General features: G+C 38.0%; 21 protein-coding genes and 1 other RNA gene. 9 read left to right on the forward strand and 13 right to left on the reverse strand.

Annotated features, from left to right (window positions below; genetic code table 11):
- Nucleotides 1-47: 47 nt before the first annotated feature.
- The 5 genes from topB (at nucleotide 48) to ACY2A0_RS17600 (ending at nucleotide 4,727) form a co-directional block, all read left to right on the forward strand.
- Nucleotides 48-1,895: a DNA topoisomerase III gene (topB, locus tag ACY2A0_RS17580; protein ID WP_461790686.1), complete on the forward strand. Its 1,848-nt coding sequence runs from the start codon at nucleotides 48-50 to the stop codon at nucleotides 1,893-1,895.
- A 282-nt stretch (nucleotides 1,896-2,177) separates the two neighbouring features.
- Entirely contained in the window at nucleotides 2,178-2,543 is a 366-nt protein-coding gene (locus tag ACY2A0_RS17585; protein WP_461791721.1) for a SpoIIAA family protein, read from the forward strand.
- Between the two features lie 4 nt (nucleotides 2,544-2,547).
- A complete protein-coding gene (locus tag ACY2A0_RS17590) occupies nucleotides 2,548-2,988 on the forward strand; it encodes a hypothetical protein (protein ID WP_461790688.1) in 441 nt (146 codons plus the stop codon).
- 15 nt (nucleotides 2,989-3,003) lie between these two features.
- Complete coding sequence (locus tag ACY2A0_RS17595) at nucleotides 3,004-3,564, forward strand: pyridoxamine 5'-phosphate oxidase family protein (protein WP_461790689.1); 561 nt, start codon at nucleotides 3,004-3,006, stop codon at nucleotides 3,562-3,564.
- A 272-nt stretch (nucleotides 3,565-3,836) separates the two neighbouring features.
- Nucleotides 3,837-4,727, forward strand: coding sequence for a S66 peptidase family protein (locus ACY2A0_RS17600; protein WP_461791076.1), 891 nt, complete (start codon nucleotides 3,837-3,839; stop codon nucleotides 4,725-4,727).
- Here ACY2A0_RS17600 and ACY2A0_RS17605 read toward each other — a convergent pair.
- Nucleotides 4,705-5,538, reverse strand: a complete 834-nt coding sequence (locus tag ACY2A0_RS17605) for an MBL fold metallo-hydrolase (protein ID WP_461790690.1) — start codon at nucleotides 5,536-5,538, stop codon at nucleotides 4,705-4,707. The two genes, ACY2A0_RS17600 and ACY2A0_RS17605, sit on opposite strands and share 23 nt — an antisense overlap.
- 64 nt (nucleotides 5,539-5,602) lie before the next feature.
- On the opposite strand from ACY2A0_RS17605, the gene ACY2A0_RS17610 reads away from it, so the two are divergent.
- The 3 genes from ACY2A0_RS17610 to ACY2A0_RS17620 all read left to right on the forward strand — a co-directional run bounded on the left by ACY2A0_RS17610 (nucleotide 5,603) and on the right by ACY2A0_RS17620 (nucleotide 6,723).
- A complete protein-coding gene (locus ACY2A0_RS17610; RefSeq protein ID WP_461790691.1) occupies nucleotides 5,603-5,998 on the forward strand; it encodes a hypothetical protein in 396 nt (131 codons plus the stop codon).
- A 123-nt stretch (nucleotides 5,999-6,121) separates the two neighbouring features.
- A complete protein-coding gene (locus tag ACY2A0_RS17615; RefSeq protein ID WP_113635034.1) occupies nucleotides 6,122-6,301 on the forward strand; it encodes a histone H1 in 180 nt (59 codons plus the stop codon).
- A 110-nt stretch (nucleotides 6,302-6,411) separates the two neighbouring features.
- Nucleotides 6,412-6,723: a hypothetical protein gene (locus ACY2A0_RS17620; RefSeq protein ID WP_461790692.1), complete on the forward strand. Its 312-nt coding sequence runs from the start codon at nucleotides 6,412-6,414 to the stop codon at nucleotides 6,721-6,723.
- Nucleotides 6,724-6,767: 44 nt separating this feature from the next.
- On the opposite strand, the gene ACY2A0_RS17625 is transcribed toward ACY2A0_RS17620, so the two are convergent.
- The 3 genes from ACY2A0_RS17625 to rnpB form a co-directional block, all read right to left on the reverse strand.
- Nucleotides 6,768-7,397, reverse strand: coding sequence for a TetR/AcrR family transcriptional regulator (locus tag ACY2A0_RS17625; RefSeq protein ID WP_461790693.1), 630 nt, complete (start codon nucleotides 7,395-7,397; stop codon nucleotides 6,768-6,770).
- A 446-nt stretch (nucleotides 7,398-7,843) separates the two neighbouring features.
- A complete protein-coding gene (locus ACY2A0_RS17630) occupies nucleotides 7,844-7,993 on the reverse strand; it encodes a hypothetical protein (protein ID WP_461790694.1) in 150 nt (49 codons plus the stop codon).
- A 128-nt stretch (nucleotides 7,994-8,121) separates the two neighbouring features.
- Nucleotides 8,122-8,512, reverse strand: an RNA gene (gene rnpB / locus ACY2A0_RS17635) — RNase P RNA component class A.
- Between the two features lie 122 nt (nucleotides 8,513-8,634).
- Between rnpB and ACY2A0_RS17640 the strand changes: the two genes are divergently transcribed.
- On the forward strand, nucleotides 8,635-9,030 hold the full coding sequence (locus ACY2A0_RS17640; RefSeq protein ID WP_461790695.1) for a DUF805 domain-containing protein: 396 nt from the start codon (nucleotides 8,635-8,637) through the stop codon (nucleotides 9,028-9,030).
- On the opposite strand, the gene ACY2A0_RS17645 is transcribed toward ACY2A0_RS17640, so the two are convergent.
- The 9 genes from ACY2A0_RS17645 to ACY2A0_RS17685 all read right to left on the reverse strand — a co-directional run bounded on the left by ACY2A0_RS17645 (nucleotide 9,005) and on the right by ACY2A0_RS17685 (nucleotide 16,806).
- Nucleotides 9,005-9,427, reverse strand: a complete 423-nt coding sequence (locus ACY2A0_RS17645; protein ID WP_461790696.1) for a c-type cytochrome — start codon at nucleotides 9,425-9,427, stop codon at nucleotides 9,005-9,007. The two genes, ACY2A0_RS17640 and ACY2A0_RS17645, sit on opposite strands and share 26 nt — an antisense overlap.
- An 11-nt stretch (nucleotides 9,428-9,438) precedes the next feature.
- On the reverse strand, nucleotides 9,439-10,071 hold the full coding sequence (locus ACY2A0_RS17650) for an SCO family protein (protein ID WP_461790697.1): 633 nt from the start codon (nucleotides 10,069-10,071) through the stop codon (nucleotides 9,439-9,441).
- Between the two features lie 21 nt (nucleotides 10,072-10,092).
- The gene (locus ACY2A0_RS17655; RefSeq protein WP_461790698.1) at nucleotides 10,093-10,359 is read right to left on the reverse strand and encodes a YHS domain-containing protein; all 267 of its coding nucleotides are present in this window, start codon (nucleotides 10,357-10,359) and stop codon (nucleotides 10,093-10,095) included.
- Between the two features lie 88 nt (nucleotides 10,360-10,447).
- A complete protein-coding gene (locus ACY2A0_RS17660) occupies nucleotides 10,448-10,852 on the reverse strand; it encodes a hypothetical protein (RefSeq protein ID WP_461790699.1) in 405 nt (134 codons plus the stop codon).
- Between the two features lie 8 nt (nucleotides 10,853-10,860).
- Nucleotides 10,861-11,787: a transporter gene (locus ACY2A0_RS17665; RefSeq protein ID WP_461790700.1), complete on the reverse strand. Its 927-nt coding sequence runs from the start codon at nucleotides 11,785-11,787 to the stop codon at nucleotides 10,861-10,863.
- Entirely contained in the window at nucleotides 11,784-12,824 is a 1,041-nt protein-coding gene (locus ACY2A0_RS17670; RefSeq protein WP_461791722.1) for a cytochrome-c peroxidase, read from the reverse strand. Before ACY2A0_RS17670 ends, ACY2A0_RS17665 begins: the two co-directional genes overlap by 4 nt.
- 2 nt (nucleotides 12,825-12,826) lie before the next feature.
- Complete coding sequence (locus tag ACY2A0_RS17675) at nucleotides 12,827-13,666, reverse strand: MbnP family protein (RefSeq protein WP_461790702.1); 840 nt, start codon at nucleotides 13,664-13,666, stop codon at nucleotides 12,827-12,829.
- A gap of 260 nt (nucleotides 13,667-13,926) precedes the next feature.
- Nucleotides 13,927-14,304, reverse strand: a complete 378-nt coding sequence (locus ACY2A0_RS17680) for a hypothetical protein (protein WP_461790703.1) — start codon at nucleotides 14,302-14,304, stop codon at nucleotides 13,927-13,929.
- A 51-nt stretch (nucleotides 14,305-14,355) separates the two neighbouring features.
- On the reverse strand, nucleotides 14,356-16,806 hold the full coding sequence (locus ACY2A0_RS17685) for a ligase-associated DNA damage response DEXH box helicase (protein ID WP_461790704.1): 2,451 nt from the start codon (nucleotides 16,804-16,806) through the stop codon (nucleotides 14,356-14,358).
- Between the last annotated feature and the right edge of the window lie 60 nt (nucleotides 16,807-16,866).

A 16,866-nucleotide genomic window follows, 5' to 3' on the forward strand; every position in this document is an offset into this window, starting at 1 on the left:
GCTGAAACTCTGATAAATTTCGGATATTTAGCCTCCATTTTGTGAGTATGAAGATCGTAATTGCCGAAAAACCATCAGTAGGAAGAGAATTAGCCAAAGTATTTGGTGCAACTACCCGTAAAGATGGTTATATCGAAGGCAAAGGCTATTCGTTCACTTGGGCTTTCGGGCATTTGCTTCAGTTAGCACCGCCACAGGAATATGGTTTTTACGGTTGGCGTAAAGAGCATTTGCCTATGTTACCGCAAAAATTCAAACTATCTATCCGGAAAATAAAGACAAAAGATGGGATAGTGGAAGATCCGGGAGTAAGAAAACAACTGGATACCATTAAAATGCTTTTTGATCAAGCTACTGAAATTATTGTAGCAACGGATGCTGGGCGTGAAGGGGAACTGATTTTTAGGTACATCTATTCTTATCTGAAGTGTAAAAAACCTTTCAAACGACTTTGGATTTCCTCACAAACTGATGAAGCTATCAAAGATGGTTTCCGAAACTTGAAACCGGGTACAGATTACGATACTTTATTTAGTTCTGCGCATTGTCGCTCCGTATCAGATTGGTTAGTGGGAATGAATGCTACGCAGGCTTTGAGCATTTCGGCAGGCAATAGAAGCGTTTTATCATTAGGAAGGGTGCAAACACCTACTTTAGCTATGATTTGTGCAAGATATCTGGAAATCAAAAACTTCGTACCTAAAATATATTACCAAATTGGTATCCAGCTAGATAAAGACGGCGTGCTTTTTAAAGCAATTTCTGTTGATAGTTTCGATCTGAAAGAGGATGGAGAAGCTGTTTTCGCCAAAGTAGAGGACGTAGCCTCCGGATTTACCAACGGCGGAAATATTACCGATGTGGAAGCTAAACCGCGTAAGGAACCGCCACCGCTGTTGCACGATTTGAGCAGTTTACAACAGGAAGCCAACAAGCGCAATGGCTTTACTGCTGATCAAACTTTAAGCTTACTGCAAAACCTATACGAAAGTAAATTAGTGACTTATCCACGTACTGGAAGCCGGTACATTGGCGATGATGTTTTTGCGACTGTGCCAGGATTAATTGCTAGCCTGAATGATCATCCCCAGTTTGCTAAACAGGCGGCTTTTTTACAAGAAAATACATTAAATAAAAGAAGCGTAAACGCTAAAAAGGTAACTGATCACCATGCTATTTTAGTAACTGGTATCAAACCGGGCGGTTTAAGCAAAGACCATCAAGCTATTTATGATCTGGTGGCTGGCCGTATGCTGGAAGCTTTTCATCAGGAATGTGTTAAGGAAGTCACTAAAATTACCATCCAATCGGAGATTATTTTTGTGGCCAATGGTACAGTAATTCGTTCCGCTGGCTGGCGTTCTGTTTTTAACGAAGTTGATGACGAAAAGAAAGATGAGGATAACCCAGCGCTACCAAAAGTAAAAAAAGGAGAGGCGTTACCAATTGTCAATAAAGCGCTGCTTGAAAAGCAAACCAAACCAAAGGCAATGTACAATGAAGCGTCCTTATTAAAAGCTTTAGAAACATGTGGTAAAGAAATTGAAGATGAAGAATTGAGGTATGCTATGAAAGATAGTGGCTTAGGCACTCCGGCTACCAGAGCATCTATCATTGAAACCTTGCTAACCCGTGAATACATCATCCGAGAAAAACGAAATTTAGTTCCCACCGCAAAAGGCTTGGCAGTTTACGAAGTAGTAAAAGATAAGCGTATTGCCCAAGCGGAACTTACCGGTTCGTGGGAAAAACGTTTAGAAGAGATTCGGTCAGGTGCCTCGGTGCAAGACTTTAAATCGGAAATCATCGATTATACCAAGAGCATTACACAAGAATTGCTTACTGCAGGCGCAACAATATCCAGCCAGCTGAGTCCTGCCGTAGAAACAGCGTAGCTACTTTGTTAGCTTACAAGTCACTTAAATCTGAAACAAAACAGTAAACTGTCAACTAGAGCCTGTAGCATCTTTGCAATCAATACCTATACAATTGTAGAGCTCAACGTGTCAGTGGTATTTTCTGTAGAAAAATTAAAAAAAAGTTCCATAAAAGGTGCTTGGCCTTCAAAAATCTAGGTTTTCAAACGGCTGATTCCAGTCAGTAGCCGGCTACATTCCCTTCCAAATTGGAAAAACTTTCCTTATGATATCTTGTTAAGTTTAATAAATAGTCAAATTATGTTAAGCATTATCAGAGATACTCCACCACACGTATTCGGTGTTAAAGCCACCGGACAAGTTACAGCCGAAGATTTAAAGAGCGTATTACTTCCAGGTTTAGAAGTGCTTACGCAAAAATATGATGAGATTCATTACTTACTGGTTTTAGAAACTCCTGTTGAGAATTTTACTGTTGGTGCTTGGTTTCAGGACATGATTGCTGGTTTGAAACATTTTACCAAATGGAAAAAAGCTGCTGTAGTTACCGATGAAAAAGCAGTAGAAAAATTTACAGACGCATTTAGTTACATCGCACCGGGAGAGTTTAAAGGGTTTGAGTTGTCGCAGTTAGATGACGCAATTTTATGGTTACAAAAAAAATAGAATTATGCTACGTTGGATAAAAAATACTACCGCAGGCTTTGTGGGTGCTATAGCGCTCAATGCCATACACGAAATCGTTAGAAAGAATGTTAAGAATGCTCCTCAAATCAATTTGCTTGGTGCCGAGGCCGTTAATAAGACCTTGAGTATGGCTGGTCGGCCAATTCAAAATCCGGAAGACCTTTATAAAATTACGTTAGAAACCGATATCATCGCTAACACAGCATACTATAGCATTATTGGCGGTAAAGGAAAGTACATTTGGCCGCGAGCAATTGTAATGGGCCTAAGTGCTGGGATAGGCGCCTTAAGAATGCCTGAATCATTAGGACTTGATGATACACCAGTTACGCACACCAATACCACAAAGGCGCTTACTGTAGGATACTACTTATTCGGCGCTTTAGTTACCGCTGCTATGCTTAAATCAATTTTAAAACCTTAATTAAACATAAAAACAATGGAAAATTCAACAGTAAGTAGAGATAGCTCTAACAATACACAAGATACTTCTGAACATATCAAAACACTCGAAGGAAAAGAAGCTGTAGAGAAATTAAAGGAATTGGCAAAGGGAGCTGAAAACTGCTTTTTTTGTACCAGCATCAAAACTGGCTTGCCTTTATCCGTAAGACCAATGTCGGTTTTAGATGTGGATGATGATGGAAACTTATGGTTTATGAGTCAAGTTGGAAGCGCTAAAAATCAAGAAATAGAGGCTGATCCGTTCACTCATTTATTCTTTCAGCACCATAAAAATTCTGGGTTTTTGAATGTATACGGAATCAGCGAAATTTTAGAGGATCGCAAAAAGATTGAAGAACTTTGGAACCCTTTACTTAAAGTTTGGTTTCAAGATGGGAAAGACGACGACAAAATTAGCGTCATCAAAGTATCGCCAACTCATGTATATTATTGGGATACCAAACATGGCGAAGCGGTTGCATTTATTAAAATGGCAGCCTCTATCATTACAGGCAAAACGATGGACGATTCAGTGGAAGGCGAATTGGATTTTTAATGGAAATTCACCAAATATTTCAAAAGGAGCGGAGCCGAAGGCTTTCGCTCTTTTTGTTTTTAGGCTAATTCGAAATTTGTTTGTCAATGGCGATAATATAATAGTAAATTGCCTACATGAACCGTAAACTATTTTTAGCCAGCCTATCTGCGTTAGTTCCTACATCTTCTTTTTTGTATGCTTTTAATGGTGCAACTAAACCTAATACTTCAAACAATCAGGGTTTAAAGCACAGGCGTCCTCCTTATTTAAAACAGGGTGATATCATTGGCATTACCTGTCCGGCGGGGTACATTACGAAAGAGGAAATAGCACCAGCAGTGCAACAAATGGAAAGCTGGGGTTTCAAAGTAGTTTTAGGTCAAACCGTTGGAGCAAGAGATTTTACTTTCGGCGGAACAGATCAAGAGCGGTTACAGGATTTGCAGCAAATGCTGAATGACACCAGCATCAAAGCTATTATGTGTGCCAGAGGAGGCTACGGAGCTGTTCGAATTATTGATCAGCTGGATTTTAGCACATTCAAAATATCGCCAAAATGGATTATTGGTTTTAGTGATATCACGATTTTGCATTGCCACCTGAATAGCAATTATAAATTCGCTACCATCCACTCTAAAATGTGCAACAGTTTTCCTTCTGACTGGAATACCGCCGAACCAATACAAATTGATACCATCAAATCTATTGAAAAAGCGTTGAAAGGAGAGGAGCTGATGCGATATGAAGCACCTTTTCAAGTAAATAATCGATTAGGCACTGCCGAAGGTGAATTAATAGGCGGCAATTTACGATGCATTGAAAATCTATCAGGAACAGCGTCTGCAATTGAAACTGATGGAAAAATTCTTTTTGTCGAAGATGTCGGCGAATATCTCTACAGTATCGACCGCATGTTTTTTAATTTAAAAAGGAGCGGAAAACTGAACAAGCTCAAAGGATTGATTGTAGGTGGGTTTAGGGTGAAAAAAGATGAAGATAATAGTGAGGGTTTTGGACAAACGCTGGAACAAATTGTATTAGACAAGGTGAGGGAGTTCAATTTCCCGGTATGTTTTGACTTCCCGGTTGGTCATCAACGAGCAAATTTTGCTTTAAAATGTGGTGTTAAGCACCAGCTAATTGTTGATGAAAATGGAACTAAACTGCAAGAGCTTGCTTAAGCACCTTTTCTTGTATGTAGTAAACTGGTGTTTCTTGCAAACGCGAAGCAACTACAATTTCAACGCCATCAGCTACTTCACTAAATAAATTGTGCACCAAATTTGGGCAGTTGTTTTCTCTACTCAAATGCGATAAAAACAAGTGGCTCATGAATGATGGACGGTGGTTGATAAATAAGTCAAGCGCCTTTTTGTTTGACAAATGCCCGTTTCCGCCGCTAATTCTTCTTTTCAAAAAATAAGGATAGTTGCCGTTGTTCAGCATTTCATCATCATAATTTGCTTCTAAAAAAGCCGCATGGCATTGCTTAAAATGATTAATCAAATTTTCGCAATGATCGCCTATATCTGTAAATACGCCAACCTTAACTTGGTTGTAGCCTATCGTGAAGCTGTGAGGCTCAGCCGCATCATGCAACTTTGGAAAAGCAGTAATTTCTAATCCATTAATAAAGATAGATTGCGTAGCACAGAATGAGTTGATCAGATGATCAGGTAATAGCTTTTTGCCGCTAATATGGGTTTTTGCAGTGATATAAACTGGTAACTGATGCTTTTTTGCTAAAATGGGAAGGCCTTTAATATGGTCGCTATGCTCATGGCTAATAAATATAGCACGTACATTTTTGATATTTAATCCCAAACGGGCCAATCTGGTTTCTGTTTCTTTGCAACTTAGTCCAGCATCAATAAGAATGGCGTCGGTTTCGTTGCCGATATAAAAACAATTGCCATTGCTGCCGGTGTTAAGCGAAGAGATATATAAAGACATTGCTACAAATTTGAGCATTTTGTTTGGTTTGTTTTTCATAACTTTTAAACATTGGTGGCAAACTAGTTTTGCTTACAACTGTTTTCATTATAAAAACTAGATTATGGAAGAGAAATTTAATCAAGCTACTCCACAACGTCCAGCTGGTACCAGACTTTTGGATGCTGAGATTGTACCAGTTGATTTGGCAAAATACATGCAGGAAATTAAAAATGAGAAGGCCTATGAGCTAAATGGCAAGAATGCCATTACCGTTTTTAAGTCAGAAAAGGTGACTATTACGTTAATTGCACTGAAAAAAAATGAATTTTTTCAATCAATTACCAACGAAGAGCATTCGCTGCTAAGCTTACATGTTATTACCGGAGAAATAAATTTTGAAGTAAATGCGGAAATTATCCATTTATCAGAAAATCAACTACTTAACTATCATCTGAATTTGCCGTTTACTGCAACCGCTTTAGCTGATACAATATGTAAACTAACGGTAACCAAGTAATTAGCGCTGTAAAAAATGTGAATTGTTAAAAAATATGCGCAAAAAAACGCATCAAAAATTTGAAGAAATACTTGTTTATTCGGTTTAAGTGATATATTTGACCAATAAATTAAAATTATAACAATGGAAAAATTTGCAAAAGTTAAAGAAGTAGTAGCTGCTATCGAAGCAGATGTTGAGAAATTTTATAACGCAGGTAACTCAGCTGCAGGAACTAGAGTACGTAAAGCTATGCAAGATTTAAAAGGTTTAGCTCAAGAAATCCGTACTGAAGTTACAGAAAAGAAAAATAGCGCAAAATAGTCACCGCTCAAAGTAATTGAAAAGACCTTGCCAACCTGCAAGGTCTTTTTTTATGTGATAAAATTTAAAAAATGTTTGTATAATTACTTTCGAAAAAACAATAACATAGGATGATAGCAGTACAGGTTACTTACAAAATTAACGCTGAATTTTTGGAAGAGAACAAACGTAATATTGCCACGTTTTTAGCGGATTTTAAAGAGCTGCGTAACAGTAAGTTCTTATATCACGTATATGCTAAAGATGATGGATTAACTTTTGTGCATATATCGATGTATGAAAATGAGCAGATCCAAAACGAGGTCTTAAATATTCCTTCTTTTTTAGTTTTTCAGCAAGAGCGTGACGAAAAAGGATTAGTGGCCCCACCGTTGATTGAAAACCTGCAACACTTGGGTTCGTCTATCAGTATGGTTAAGTAATCAAACTCAATGTTTTAGGGAAGTTTAATGAGCTTTGCTAGACGTTATAGATGGTTGTAGGTTTGATCTAATATAAAAGTGATCGCTTTTTTAATTTGAATTCTTCCAGCCTCAGTTTTAAGGTCAATTCCGCAAAATATACTTCCATTAACTTCGGCAGAGAGGTTCAGGTAATATAATCCTGACACTATGATAGCGGATATGCCTCGATACAAACTGGTTTGTTCACCAAAATGAGGTGCAATGAGATTTTCAAAAAGGAGTTCGCCGTTTTTCTCTTGTTCTTCGGCTAATTTTTGTAACGATGGGCGCTCTTCAGAAAGACGCCAAAGCAATATCTTTTGAAATTCTTTGTTTTGAAATACATAGTCGAATTGTTCGGTGAGCATTTTTGTTACAAATTTTTTACCACCTACGTCTTCTAATTCTGGCGCTTCACTAGCCTTAACGTTGCTCCAAAAATCCTGCTGTTTTACATATTCATCTAGTAATTGGTTGAGGCCTCCGAAATACCTGTAAATCAATTTTTTATCTAATTGAGCAGTAGCCGCAATGTGATTTAGCTTTAATCCTGCAAAACCTTTTGTTGTTATAATTTGCCCTACAGCCCATAAAAATTTCTTTCTGCTCTCCTCTTTATTTCGCTGTGGAGGGGTTTTTCCTTTTTCTTTCATAAATAGTGCAGTGACAAACTAAATTGTTGCTTTGCTTAAAAAAATATATATTTGTCACTCTATAGTGACTTTTTCCCATCCAATTTTGGGTAGTCGTTTATTTTTCTGACTGTTATTTAATCAAAGATACTAGTAAATAATGTCTCTCTTAATTAGCCCGGCCCATCAAGCTGGGTTTTTTTAATGCAAATTCCAAAATTGTAGCTCCAACAATCTAATAGGTAACACATAGCGCTAAAAAATCATTATAAACTGAAATCTACAAAGTATCAATAAAGCGATTTGCAAATTAAAAGATGCTGGCAAATATAGAAGTTGTTTGGAATAAAGCTTAATAATTAGCTTGTTTTGAACGCTTATGTAGTTGATTTTTAATTAGGTTTGATGTTTAAAAAAAAGCTACGCCTCAAAAATGCCATTTTTAAGCTTATGGGGCGTAGCCATTTTTAAGGCTTTTCCATCCGTGTAGTATCCGCAACTGTGCTATTGGTATCTACCCTCATAGAATCAGGGTTTGTAGAATCACTATTTCTGCTTGTACCACATGCGGTTAAAAACAAGCCTAATCCAAGTATTAAAATTGTTAACTTTTTCATAACTTCTATTTTAAAATTTAAACAAATGTTTACTTTAACAACAACAGAGGTTATAATCAGTTTAACGATTAACTACTCAAACTGAGCAGCTAAATACGCTAAAATTCGATAAAATACTTTGGGGAAATAAAAAATGCAAACCTGTAAGCCGGGTTCTGTATTCCGATGAATCGGAACTTCTATCATTAATCTACTATAAGCGTTGCCGCTTATCTCTAACGACCTACCCACTAACATCGGACGAGCAGCCCTTTATCCCGATAAGATCGGAACGTTAGCCTATTTAGTCTTTCAACTCCCGGGGTTTACCAACCTTGCTATCACTAACAAAGCTCGTGAGCTCTTACCTCACGTTTTCACCCTTATCCCGATACAAGACCAGGACGGTATATTTTCTGTGGCACTTTCCGTGATTCAGGTTTTCAATCCCAAACCCCTTCCCGTTAGGAAGCGAGATGCTCTGTGTTGCCCGGACTTTCCTCCTCAACTTCAAGCTGCGGCGATAGAACGGTTTGCATTTGAGGCAAAGGTAAGCTTTTTATTGATTAAGTATAGCGCTGCATTATTTAGTTAGTTGTAACTTAAAATTCACCAAAATTTCACTACCATTGTATCACTAAACCATTTAAATTTAAACGTATATGTTCAAAGACATTCTCTCTTTTAACGGTCGCATTAGGCGTACCGAATTCGGATTAATCTACCTCTCTTACCTTTTATGTTTACTTGTAATCAGCATTATTTCTGAAAATGGAAATGAATGGGCGGGCATATTAATCCTTTTGCCCGTTTACGTAGTGATTGTTGCGGGTATCAAACGTTGTCATGATAGGGGTAACTCCGGTTGGTGGATGCTCATCCCATTTTATGGATTTGTAATGCTTTTTGGAGATAGTGATTATGGCCCCAACGAGTATGGTGATAACCCAAAAGGGCAGGGAAATGATGAGTTTATTGATCCATTTGCACCGCAATATAACAAAGCAAAAGATGTATTTGCCGAAAATGAAACTATGGACAACTCTTCAAATCAATAGCTACCTTTTCGTATTTGTACATGCCTTGCTTATTACCAAATGAATTTGTAATGTAAACTATTACCTGAGCAATATCTATGTCGTGTAAATCCTTAAACGCAGGCATTTTTTCCTGATAGGTTTTGCCATTAATTAGCATAGGTTGGTTAGCGCCATTTTTAATATAACAGGCTAATTGTTGCTTATTTGATTTAAGAAATACGGTATCGGTTAATGGGGGAGCTAATTCCCCCAAACCTTCACCATTTTTTCCGTGGCAATTCTGGCAACGAGCTTCGTAAATATCTTTACCGTTAGATAAATACTTTGCCATTTCAATTTCATCAGCGCTTTGGCAAGCGTTAACTATGGCTGCAATGGCCAAAAATAACAGGCTATAAACAATGATTTTTTTCATTAGATATCAAACTACTTTTCAGCCAACAAGATATCCATATCAGCCTTAAGCTTTTCAACTTCTTCGGGTTTAGTGCCGTCATAAGCACCTCTAATGCGTTTTTGTTTATCAATCAAAACTAGCCAGCCTTGGTGTACATAGCCATCTGTAGCCGCACTGTCTTCTTGTACTGCAACTAAATAATCTTTCTCCGCTAAACCATAAACCTCTTTTTTATCTCCCCAAACAAACTGCCATTGCGGTACATCAACGCCTAATTTCTGCGCATATCTCTTCAATACAGATGGCTTGTCATATTTGAAATCTATCGTGTGAGATAAAAACATGACGTCTTTATTGCCATTATACTTATCGAAGATGGTTTTCATATTACGGTGCATAATTGGGCAAATGGTGCTGCAAGAAGTAAAGAAGAAATCGGCAACGTAGATTTTATCCTTGAACGTATCCTGATTAATGTAAACACTATCCTGATTTAAGAACTTGAAATTTGGGATGGTTTTGTAAACCGTATCAATTTTTTCATTACCATCAGCATCTTTCGTGATTTTAGCTTCTTTATCGCCATAAATAGGAAGTTTTTTATCTTGAGTACAAGAAAAAAGAAGTGCTGCAAGTACAGGTATCAATAAGTATTTTTTCATTATCCGTTTATTTTAATGTTTTTAGTTCTCCTTTTGCAACTCTTTGTTAGTCGAAAAAGCACTAGGATTTTTTTCAAATTTTAACTGGCATCCTTTCGCACAAAACCAGTATTCCGTCTTTTGATAGGTGCTGGTATGCTTTGCTGGAGATTTCACCTTCATTTTACAAACTGGGTCAATTTTAACACTGTCTGCTAAAACCAACTGCTGGTTGATTTCTGTTGCATTGCTCTTGTAAATTGAAGTAAAGCCTAACGCAAAAATACAGATTATTAAAGTGGTTTTCATGTGTTATAGTGGGTTTATGTAGTTAGCAAAAAATATTAGAAAACAATGAGATTGCGTCGCTACTAAACGAAGCAATCTCTATAAACAGCTATTTAGTAAACGGTTTAGCCTGTTTAATAGCATCCTCTAATTGTATTTGTACTTTCTTAACGCTATCTAGCTGATCATTAAAGTACTTTAGAGCTTCGGCTTTGCTGCCTTTAAAATCAAGTTGGAAATCGTGCATCCAATCCATCATTTTTTCATCGGCCAAGTTAAGTTGAACAATAGCTTTATTGATTTCTAGCGTATCTGCTTCTTGTTTCATGCGTTTTTGTTCTAGCAGACTGTCTAGCTTGAACTTGGTTTTGTTGGCTTTTTCATTCACCACCATAGCTTCGTTATGCAAACGATCGATAGTTTCTTTGATTGCCTCTTCATTATTTTGTTGCTGGCAAGCGGCAAAAATTAGCGCTACGCCAACCATCAGGATATTTTTTATTTTAGTCATCATTATAAAATTTAAAATGGAACAGAGATGTGCAACATTAGCCTGTTGCCAGCTTTGGCCCGGTTGTTTGCCAGTTCTTGTGAAACCACATTTTGATAGTTTGCGCCGAAGGAAAATTTGCTGAAAGCGAACTCTGCACCTGTAACTAGCGAGGTAGAATATCCGCCAGAAACTGCTACTTCGTACTTCTGATTTTCGACATCTTTGGTGGCAGTTTCATAAAGTATGCCCGCATTTGGCGCAATGGTAAATTTGTGGAACAATCTAAATTTATGGTAAATTAAAGCGTTTGTAGTGAGTTTATTACCATATCGATATTGGTACTTGTTCTCTGTATTTACTTTGTAGTTTAGGTTTACATTGATGCCCCAATCATTCAACCTTAAGTCGTAAGCGGCGTTAAAAGTAAAATCAGTACTTGCCGTGCCTAATTGGAAGTTGTTTGGACTTTCTTGAATAGCAAGTCGTTCTCCGGGCTCATATTTACCAGTTGGCAACTTTATTCCTGCGCCTAACCATAGCGAATGCACAAGCAACTTACTTTTTAGCGTGGTACTTTTGGTGAAAACATTATAATAACCCATAGCGGCAATGTCACCTACACCACTTTTATCACCATCGCCCGTTTGGGCTATCCGTTGGTTGAAATTGTAAGGTAAAAATGCAAGTAGCCTGAATTTTTTGCCAAAGTTCCAAGCTCCCCAAAGCTCAGCAGTTTGATAGGTTTCTTCTGCGGTTAAAGGAGTTACATTTGAGTACGGACCTAAGTGCGTTTGTAACGTTTTATGCTGATATCGTAAACCAATGAAACGCTTGTTGTACTCTGGTAAGATGCCGATGTAATAACTTCCAACGCCACAGCCGCAAATATCACAGGCAATTGCTGTAAGCGGACTGCAAAGAGCGAGCATTACCATTAATTTTTTCCATTTCATCATTGCTCTGCTAAAGTTTTATTGTTTATGAAATCTTCATCATTCAATGTGTTTAAAAATGCAGTTAGTTTATTTTTTTCGTCAGCGGTAATGCTAATTCCCCTCATACCGTTTTTATTTAGCAGTGGGTCTAAGTTTTCCGTTGATTGAACTTCAGTATTGTAGTGTTGGAACACTGCATCAAGTGTTAAAAACCGACCATCGTGCATAAAAGGTGCTGTGTACTTCAGGTTGCGTAACGATGGAACTTTGAATTTGTATTTATCCGAGGAAATTAGCGTAGCTCCATACAATCCTTTGTCGTCAATAGCGCTTGGTGCCAAACCGTTGTTTCTAAATTCACCGTCAGTAAATAGCGGTTCTTTATGACAGCTGCCACATTTTTCCTTAAAAATTTCGTAACCAGCTAATTCAGTTGATGTAAAACTTGCATTAGCTTCCTTACGCATCACTTTATCATATTTCGAATTACTGCTGATACACATGAGCATGAACTGTGACAATGCTTTCATCAATCTTGCCGTATTGATTTCATCAGTTCCGAAAGCCGCTTTGAACTGATTTTTGTAAGTTGAAGATGACTGCAGTTTAGTTAAAACGTTTGCTAAACTTTCGTCCATTTCTTCGTGTGCGGTAATTGGGTTAATTGGTTGAAGGTCGAGATCGAATATGCCGCCTCCCCACATGAAAGCCTTACTCCAAGCCAAGTTCATGATAGGAGGAGAGTTACGTGTACCCAAACGGTCTTCTATGCCGTGGCTAACATCATGCCCATGCTGTGTAAATGCCGATGATTGAATATGACAAGAGCCGCAACTGATGGTATTATTCCTCGATAATCTGACATCGTAAAATAACTTCCGGCCTAATTCAAAGCCTTCCTTAGTAATTGGATTATTGGCTAAATTATAAACCGGAGCCGGAAAGTTTTTGGGCGTTTGAAAGCCCAAAAACGTTTCTGTTTGTCGCTGTATGTCGTCACTTTTGGTGCAGGCATAGCAGAAAACCAGAAGCAGTAAAATATACTTTAAATACCTCATTACTAATTTTCTGTATGGTCATGAGTGAAAAGTCCAATAAAGTTATCTGCCACTTTAGTAGAGAAATCGCCAAACATAATATTGGGATTTTGTTGGATGCTGATCACGCTTTTTCCATTGAAGACTTTCATGAGATCTACAAAAAGGTGGACGTTGCTCTGTCGATCTTTTCTAACTCTTGCAATACCAGCGTTAGTTAAATCAATAGTAATTTTACGAATGTTGTTGATCGTTTTAACATCGTATCCGCCGAAAAACCCAATGTGATATTTAAATTGTTTTTTACCTGTCGGATCGCCAAGCTGGTCATCGCTAATTACATTAGAATTTCCTTCTAGACGAAAAAATATATAGCCCGAATTCCAGCCCCAGTACATGCCACCACCGTTATGGTCGCTTGCCGCAGGATCTAAAACACCAGTTCTTTTGTCGATAGGCATTGTGCTTCTTAAGCTATCAACTCCAACAATAAAGCTCAATTTGCTATAATCGCCCTCTGGAACTTTCACTTTAGCAAATCGGGTGGCTTTATCAGCGCCCTTAATCAGGAAGTAAGAACTGTCTTGTTTTACCACAAATTTTTGACCTGCAGTAGTGGTTAGCTCCAAATTACTGATGAAATATTGAACCATGCTGATGGTAAACGGTTCGCCTTTAGCGTTGGTGTAAGGCACTGCAGTATTGTTGAATGTCAATGTTCTGCTACCTACAATATTGTCGAACTCCACAGATAGGGGAGCTAAATTGGTTTCGTCAAAATCGGGTGTTAGATTGTCTTTTTTGGTACAAGCAGTTAAGGCAAAAAGCGTTAAAAAGGTGATTTTTAATAATATCTTGTTCATATTAAGTGTAATAGAAAATTGTCGTCAGGCAGCCTGAAAAACAGATTGAGTGATAAATAAAATAATACGGAATTCTAAAAGATGATGAGATTGGCTATGATATCAGTTCATAAATAATGACTTGACAGTTCAATCAAAATTCAATAGCACGCAAAATGTTTAAGCCTGTTAAACCTTTTATTTTTACTTGAATTTTGGAATGAAAACTGACCAAAGTGTTAGCTATAAGAATACAGCACAACAATTTTAAGCCAATGTAACTAGCAGCTTTTAGGAGGATGAAAGATATTGTTAACGGCGCCGATTGGACTTTTTTGCAGGTAATGAGGAACTGAAGAAGGAAGATTTTCTTCAAAATTTGCAAAAACCAAAGATTGCAATTGCGGTGCCACGCTTTCGATTAAACGTTTAGAATGCTCCTGTTCCTGTTTGTTTTTTTGTTCCAGCTCTTTCAATTTAATGTCTAAAAAACATTTACCCTCACAATGAAGTTGAGGTTTATCTTTATTAGAACATAAAACAGTGGAGATATAAGATTTATTGAAGTGGTAAGAAGATGAGATAATCAAGTAGTTGAAGCTATTCGACAATACGCCGAACAATAAAACTACTGCGATTAACCTTCTTAATAGTAACATTGTTGCAAAAGTAGTAAAAATGTAGTTGCTGCAAAAAGAAAAATTGTTTAGTTACTTGAAAACTTCTTTTTTCATACGTTCAATACGTTGCTCTAATTCTTCCGAACTCATATTCGCACGTAAGCTATCTACTTTAATTGGAAACGATAAAGGAGTGAACCTAGTAGGATAGGTGATAATGATGTTGCTTTGCTGAATGCGGTTTAAAGCAGCTGCTAATCGTGGTTCTTCCAACTGCTGATAGAACACTTCCTCGTAAGCTTGTCGCAACAACAAATTATGTTTATCAAAATCATTAAATACATTAAAAAATAGCCCAGCACTACTTTGTAAGTGTTTATTGGCAACATATTTCCCTGGATAACCTTGAAAAACCAAGCCCGAGATACAAGCGATATCCCTGAACTTTCTTCTAGCCATTTCGGTAGAATTGATACTCAACGTGATATCTTCCGCTAAATTTTTGGGAGAGAAAACCTCGTACGCAATGCTATCATCCATTGGTATTTCGGTATCGCTCAGCAGTTCAAAGCCATAATCGTTCATGGCAATGGAAAATGTGATAGGCACTAATTTACTTAAACGATAAGCCACCAAAGCACCTAAAATTTCGTGAACAAGGCGACCCTCAAAAGGATAAGCAAATAAGTGAAATCCTTCTCTGTTGTGGATCATTTCGATTAAAAGCTCATCGCTTTGCGGTACATGTGAACGTTCTTGCTGCGTTAAAAATAGGGGATAAACTACATCCAATTCTTCATCCTGATGTTGCTTATCCAGTACTTCGTTGTATTTTTTTCGAAGTACGGCACCCAAATTTGACGAAAGTGGCAACCGACCACCCAACCAACTTGGCGACATTGCTTTTTTCTGTTTGCTGCGCCGCACAATTACTGTCATGTCCTTGATTTGCACAAATTCTAAAATTCGGCCAGCTAGCACAAAACTGTCTCCCGGCTTAAGTTTCGAGACAAAGTATTCTTCTACCATTCCGATATATCCACCACTTAAAAACTTCACTTTAAGCATGGCATCGCTCACAATGGTGCCAATATGTAGCCTGTGTCGCATGGCAATTTGCCTGCTTTTCACCTTCCACAAGCCATCTTCATCTTTTACCACTTTTTTAAATTCGTTGTAAGCAGTAAGGCTGTTTCCACCAGAGGTGATGAATTGCATGGCCCAGTTCCATTCTTCTGGTAAGAGCTCATTAAAGGCGTTGGTTTGTTTAATTTCCTCGTAAATTACTTTGTCGTCAAAGCCATCGCCAACGGCCAAGGTTACCAAGTATTGAATTAAGGTGTCGAAAACCATTACAAAAGGTTCCCTACTTTCGATGTTATTTTCTTTGGCTGCTTCCTTAATGGCAGCGGCTTCCACCAATTCAAGCGCATGGGTTGGTAAAAAATAAATTTTGGAGGTTTCGAAAGGAGAGTGCCCCGAGCGGCCGGCACGTTGTAAAAAGCGGGCGACACCTTTTGGGGAACCTATTTGGACAACGGTATCCACTGGCTTAAAATCAACCCCCAAATCCAATGACGAGGTTGCAATTACTGCCTTGAGTAGTCCGCTGTGTAAGCTTTCTTCAATCCAATTACGTAATTCAAAATCAATGGAACCGTGGTGAATTGCAATGCGCCCCGCCAGGTCGGGTTCTACATCCAGCAGGTGCTGATACCAAATTTCAGATTGCCCACGAGTGTTGATGAAGATAAGCGTGGTTTTGCTTTCGTTTATAATTGGAATGAGCTTATGAGCCAACTTTAAACCTAAATGACCAGCCCAAGGCAAGGTTTCAATATTATCAGGCAGGATAGATTTGATTACGATTTTCTTTTCCAATTGCGCCCTGACGATGATTTTTTTAACGTCCTTTTCAGGAACAATTACATCCAAAGCTTCCTGTATATTCCCGATGGTTGCTGAAATGCCCCAAACCCTTAAAAGTTGCTTGCCATTAGCTTTTTGCAAACCTTTAATTCGAGACACTGCCAACTCTACCAATACACCGCGTTTACTTCCAAGCAGCTCGTGCCATTCATCGGCAACAATGCATTTCAACTCCTTAAATAAATTGGAGCTCCCTTTTTGAGCTAAGAGTAAATGCAAACTTTCCGGAGTAATCAGCAGAATTTGCGGCATGGTTTTCTTCTGCTGCAGTTTTTCCGCTTGTGTGGTATCACCGTTGCGTACGCCAACTTGCCAATCTAAATCAAGCGCTTCCAGCACTTCACGCATCGCTCTTGCAATATCTTTTGCCAAGGAGCGTAGTGGTGTAATCCAAATAAGTTGTAAGCCTTTTACGGGTTTAGGTTGATTTAAACCTTCGATAACCGCGGCTAAGAAAACGGAAAATGTTTTTCCAAATCCAGTTGGAGCATTGACTAAGCCGCTGTAGCCATCCAAATAATACTGCCAAGTATCTTTCTGAAAATCAAAAGGCTTTCTGTTATCTGCTTTTAGCCATGAAATAACTTGTTTATAGCCTTTAGTTTTCTGCATGTTTTTTTAACGCCAATTTATAGAATTGTAGGCGATATAGAAACCAATGAAAATCATTTA

It is taken from the genome of Pedobacter sp. (assembly GCF_965249885.1).
In the GTDB taxonomy this organism is placed as follows: domain Bacteria; phylum Bacteroidota; class Bacteroidia; order Sphingobacteriales; family Sphingobacteriaceae; genus Pedobacter.

Bases quoted from the DNA above. Each gene is read 5' to 3' on its own strand.
- topB (WP_461790686.1), top strand. From the start codon at position 48: ATGAAGATCGTAATTGCCGAAAAACCATCAGTAGGAAGAGAATTAGCC.
- ACY2A0_RS17585 (WP_461791721.1), top strand. From the start codon at position 2,178: ATGTTAAGCATTATCAGAGATACTCCACCACACGTATTCGGTGTTAAA.
- ACY2A0_RS17590 (WP_461790688.1), top strand. From the start codon at position 2,548: ATGCTACGTTGGATAAAAAATACTACCGCAGGCTTTGTGGGTGCTATA.
- ACY2A0_RS17595 (WP_461790689.1), top strand. From the start codon at position 3,004: ATGGAAAATTCAACAGTAAGTAGAGATAGCTCTAACAATACACAAGAT.
- ACY2A0_RS17605 (WP_461790690.1), bottom strand. From the start codon at position 5,538: ATGAAAAACAAACCAAACAAAATGCTCAAATTTGTAGCAATGTCTTTA.
- ACY2A0_RS17610 (WP_461790691.1), top strand. From the start codon at position 5,603: ATGGAAGAGAAATTTAATCAAGCTACTCCACAACGTCCAGCTGGTACC.
- ACY2A0_RS17615 (WP_113635034.1), top strand. From the start codon at position 6,122: ATGGAAAAATTTGCAAAAGTTAAAGAAGTAGTAGCTGCTATCGAAGCA.
- ACY2A0_RS17620 (WP_461790692.1), top strand. From the start codon at position 6,412: ATGATAGCAGTACAGGTTACTTACAAAATTAACGCTGAATTTTTGGAA.
- ACY2A0_RS17625 (WP_461790693.1), bottom strand. From the start codon at position 7,397: ATGAAAGAAAAAGGAAAAACCCCTCCACAGCGAAATAAAGAGGAGAGC.
- ACY2A0_RS17630 (WP_461790694.1), bottom strand. From the start codon at position 7,993: ATGAAAAAGTTAACAATTTTAATACTTGGATTAGGCTTGTTTTTAACC.
- ACY2A0_RS17640 (WP_461790695.1), top strand. From the start codon at position 8,635: ATGTTCAAAGACATTCTCTCTTTTAACGGTCGCATTAGGCGTACCGAA.
- ACY2A0_RS17645 (WP_461790696.1), bottom strand. From the start codon at position 9,427: ATGAAAAAAATCATTGTTTATAGCCTGTTATTTTTGGCCATTGCAGCC.
- ACY2A0_RS17650 (WP_461790697.1), bottom strand. From the start codon at position 10,071: ATGAAAAAATACTTATTGATACCTGTACTTGCAGCACTTCTTTTTTCT.
- ACY2A0_RS17655 (WP_461790698.1), bottom strand. From the start codon at position 10,359: ATGAAAACCACTTTAATAATCTGTATTTTTGCGTTAGGCTTTACTTCA.
- ACY2A0_RS17660 (WP_461790699.1), bottom strand. From the start codon at position 10,852: ATGATGACTAAAATAAAAAATATCCTGATGGTTGGCGTAGCGCTAATT.
- ACY2A0_RS17665 (WP_461790700.1), bottom strand. From the start codon at position 11,787: ATGATGAAATGGAAAAAATTAATGGTAATGCTCGCTCTTTGCAGTCCG.
- ACY2A0_RS17670 (WP_461791722.1), bottom strand. From the start codon at position 12,824: ATGAGGTATTTAAAGTATATTTTACTGCTTCTGGTTTTCTGCTATGCC.
- ACY2A0_RS17675 (WP_461790702.1), bottom strand. From the start codon at position 13,666: ATGAACAAGATATTATTAAAAATCACCTTTTTAACGCTTTTTGCCTTA.
- ACY2A0_RS17680 (WP_461790703.1), bottom strand. From the start codon at position 14,304: ATGTTACTATTAAGAAGGTTAATCGCAGTAGTTTTATTGTTCGGCGTA.
- ACY2A0_RS17685 (WP_461790704.1), bottom strand. From the start codon at position 16,806: ATGCAGAAAACTAAAGGCTATAAACAAGTTATTTCATGGCTAAAAGCA.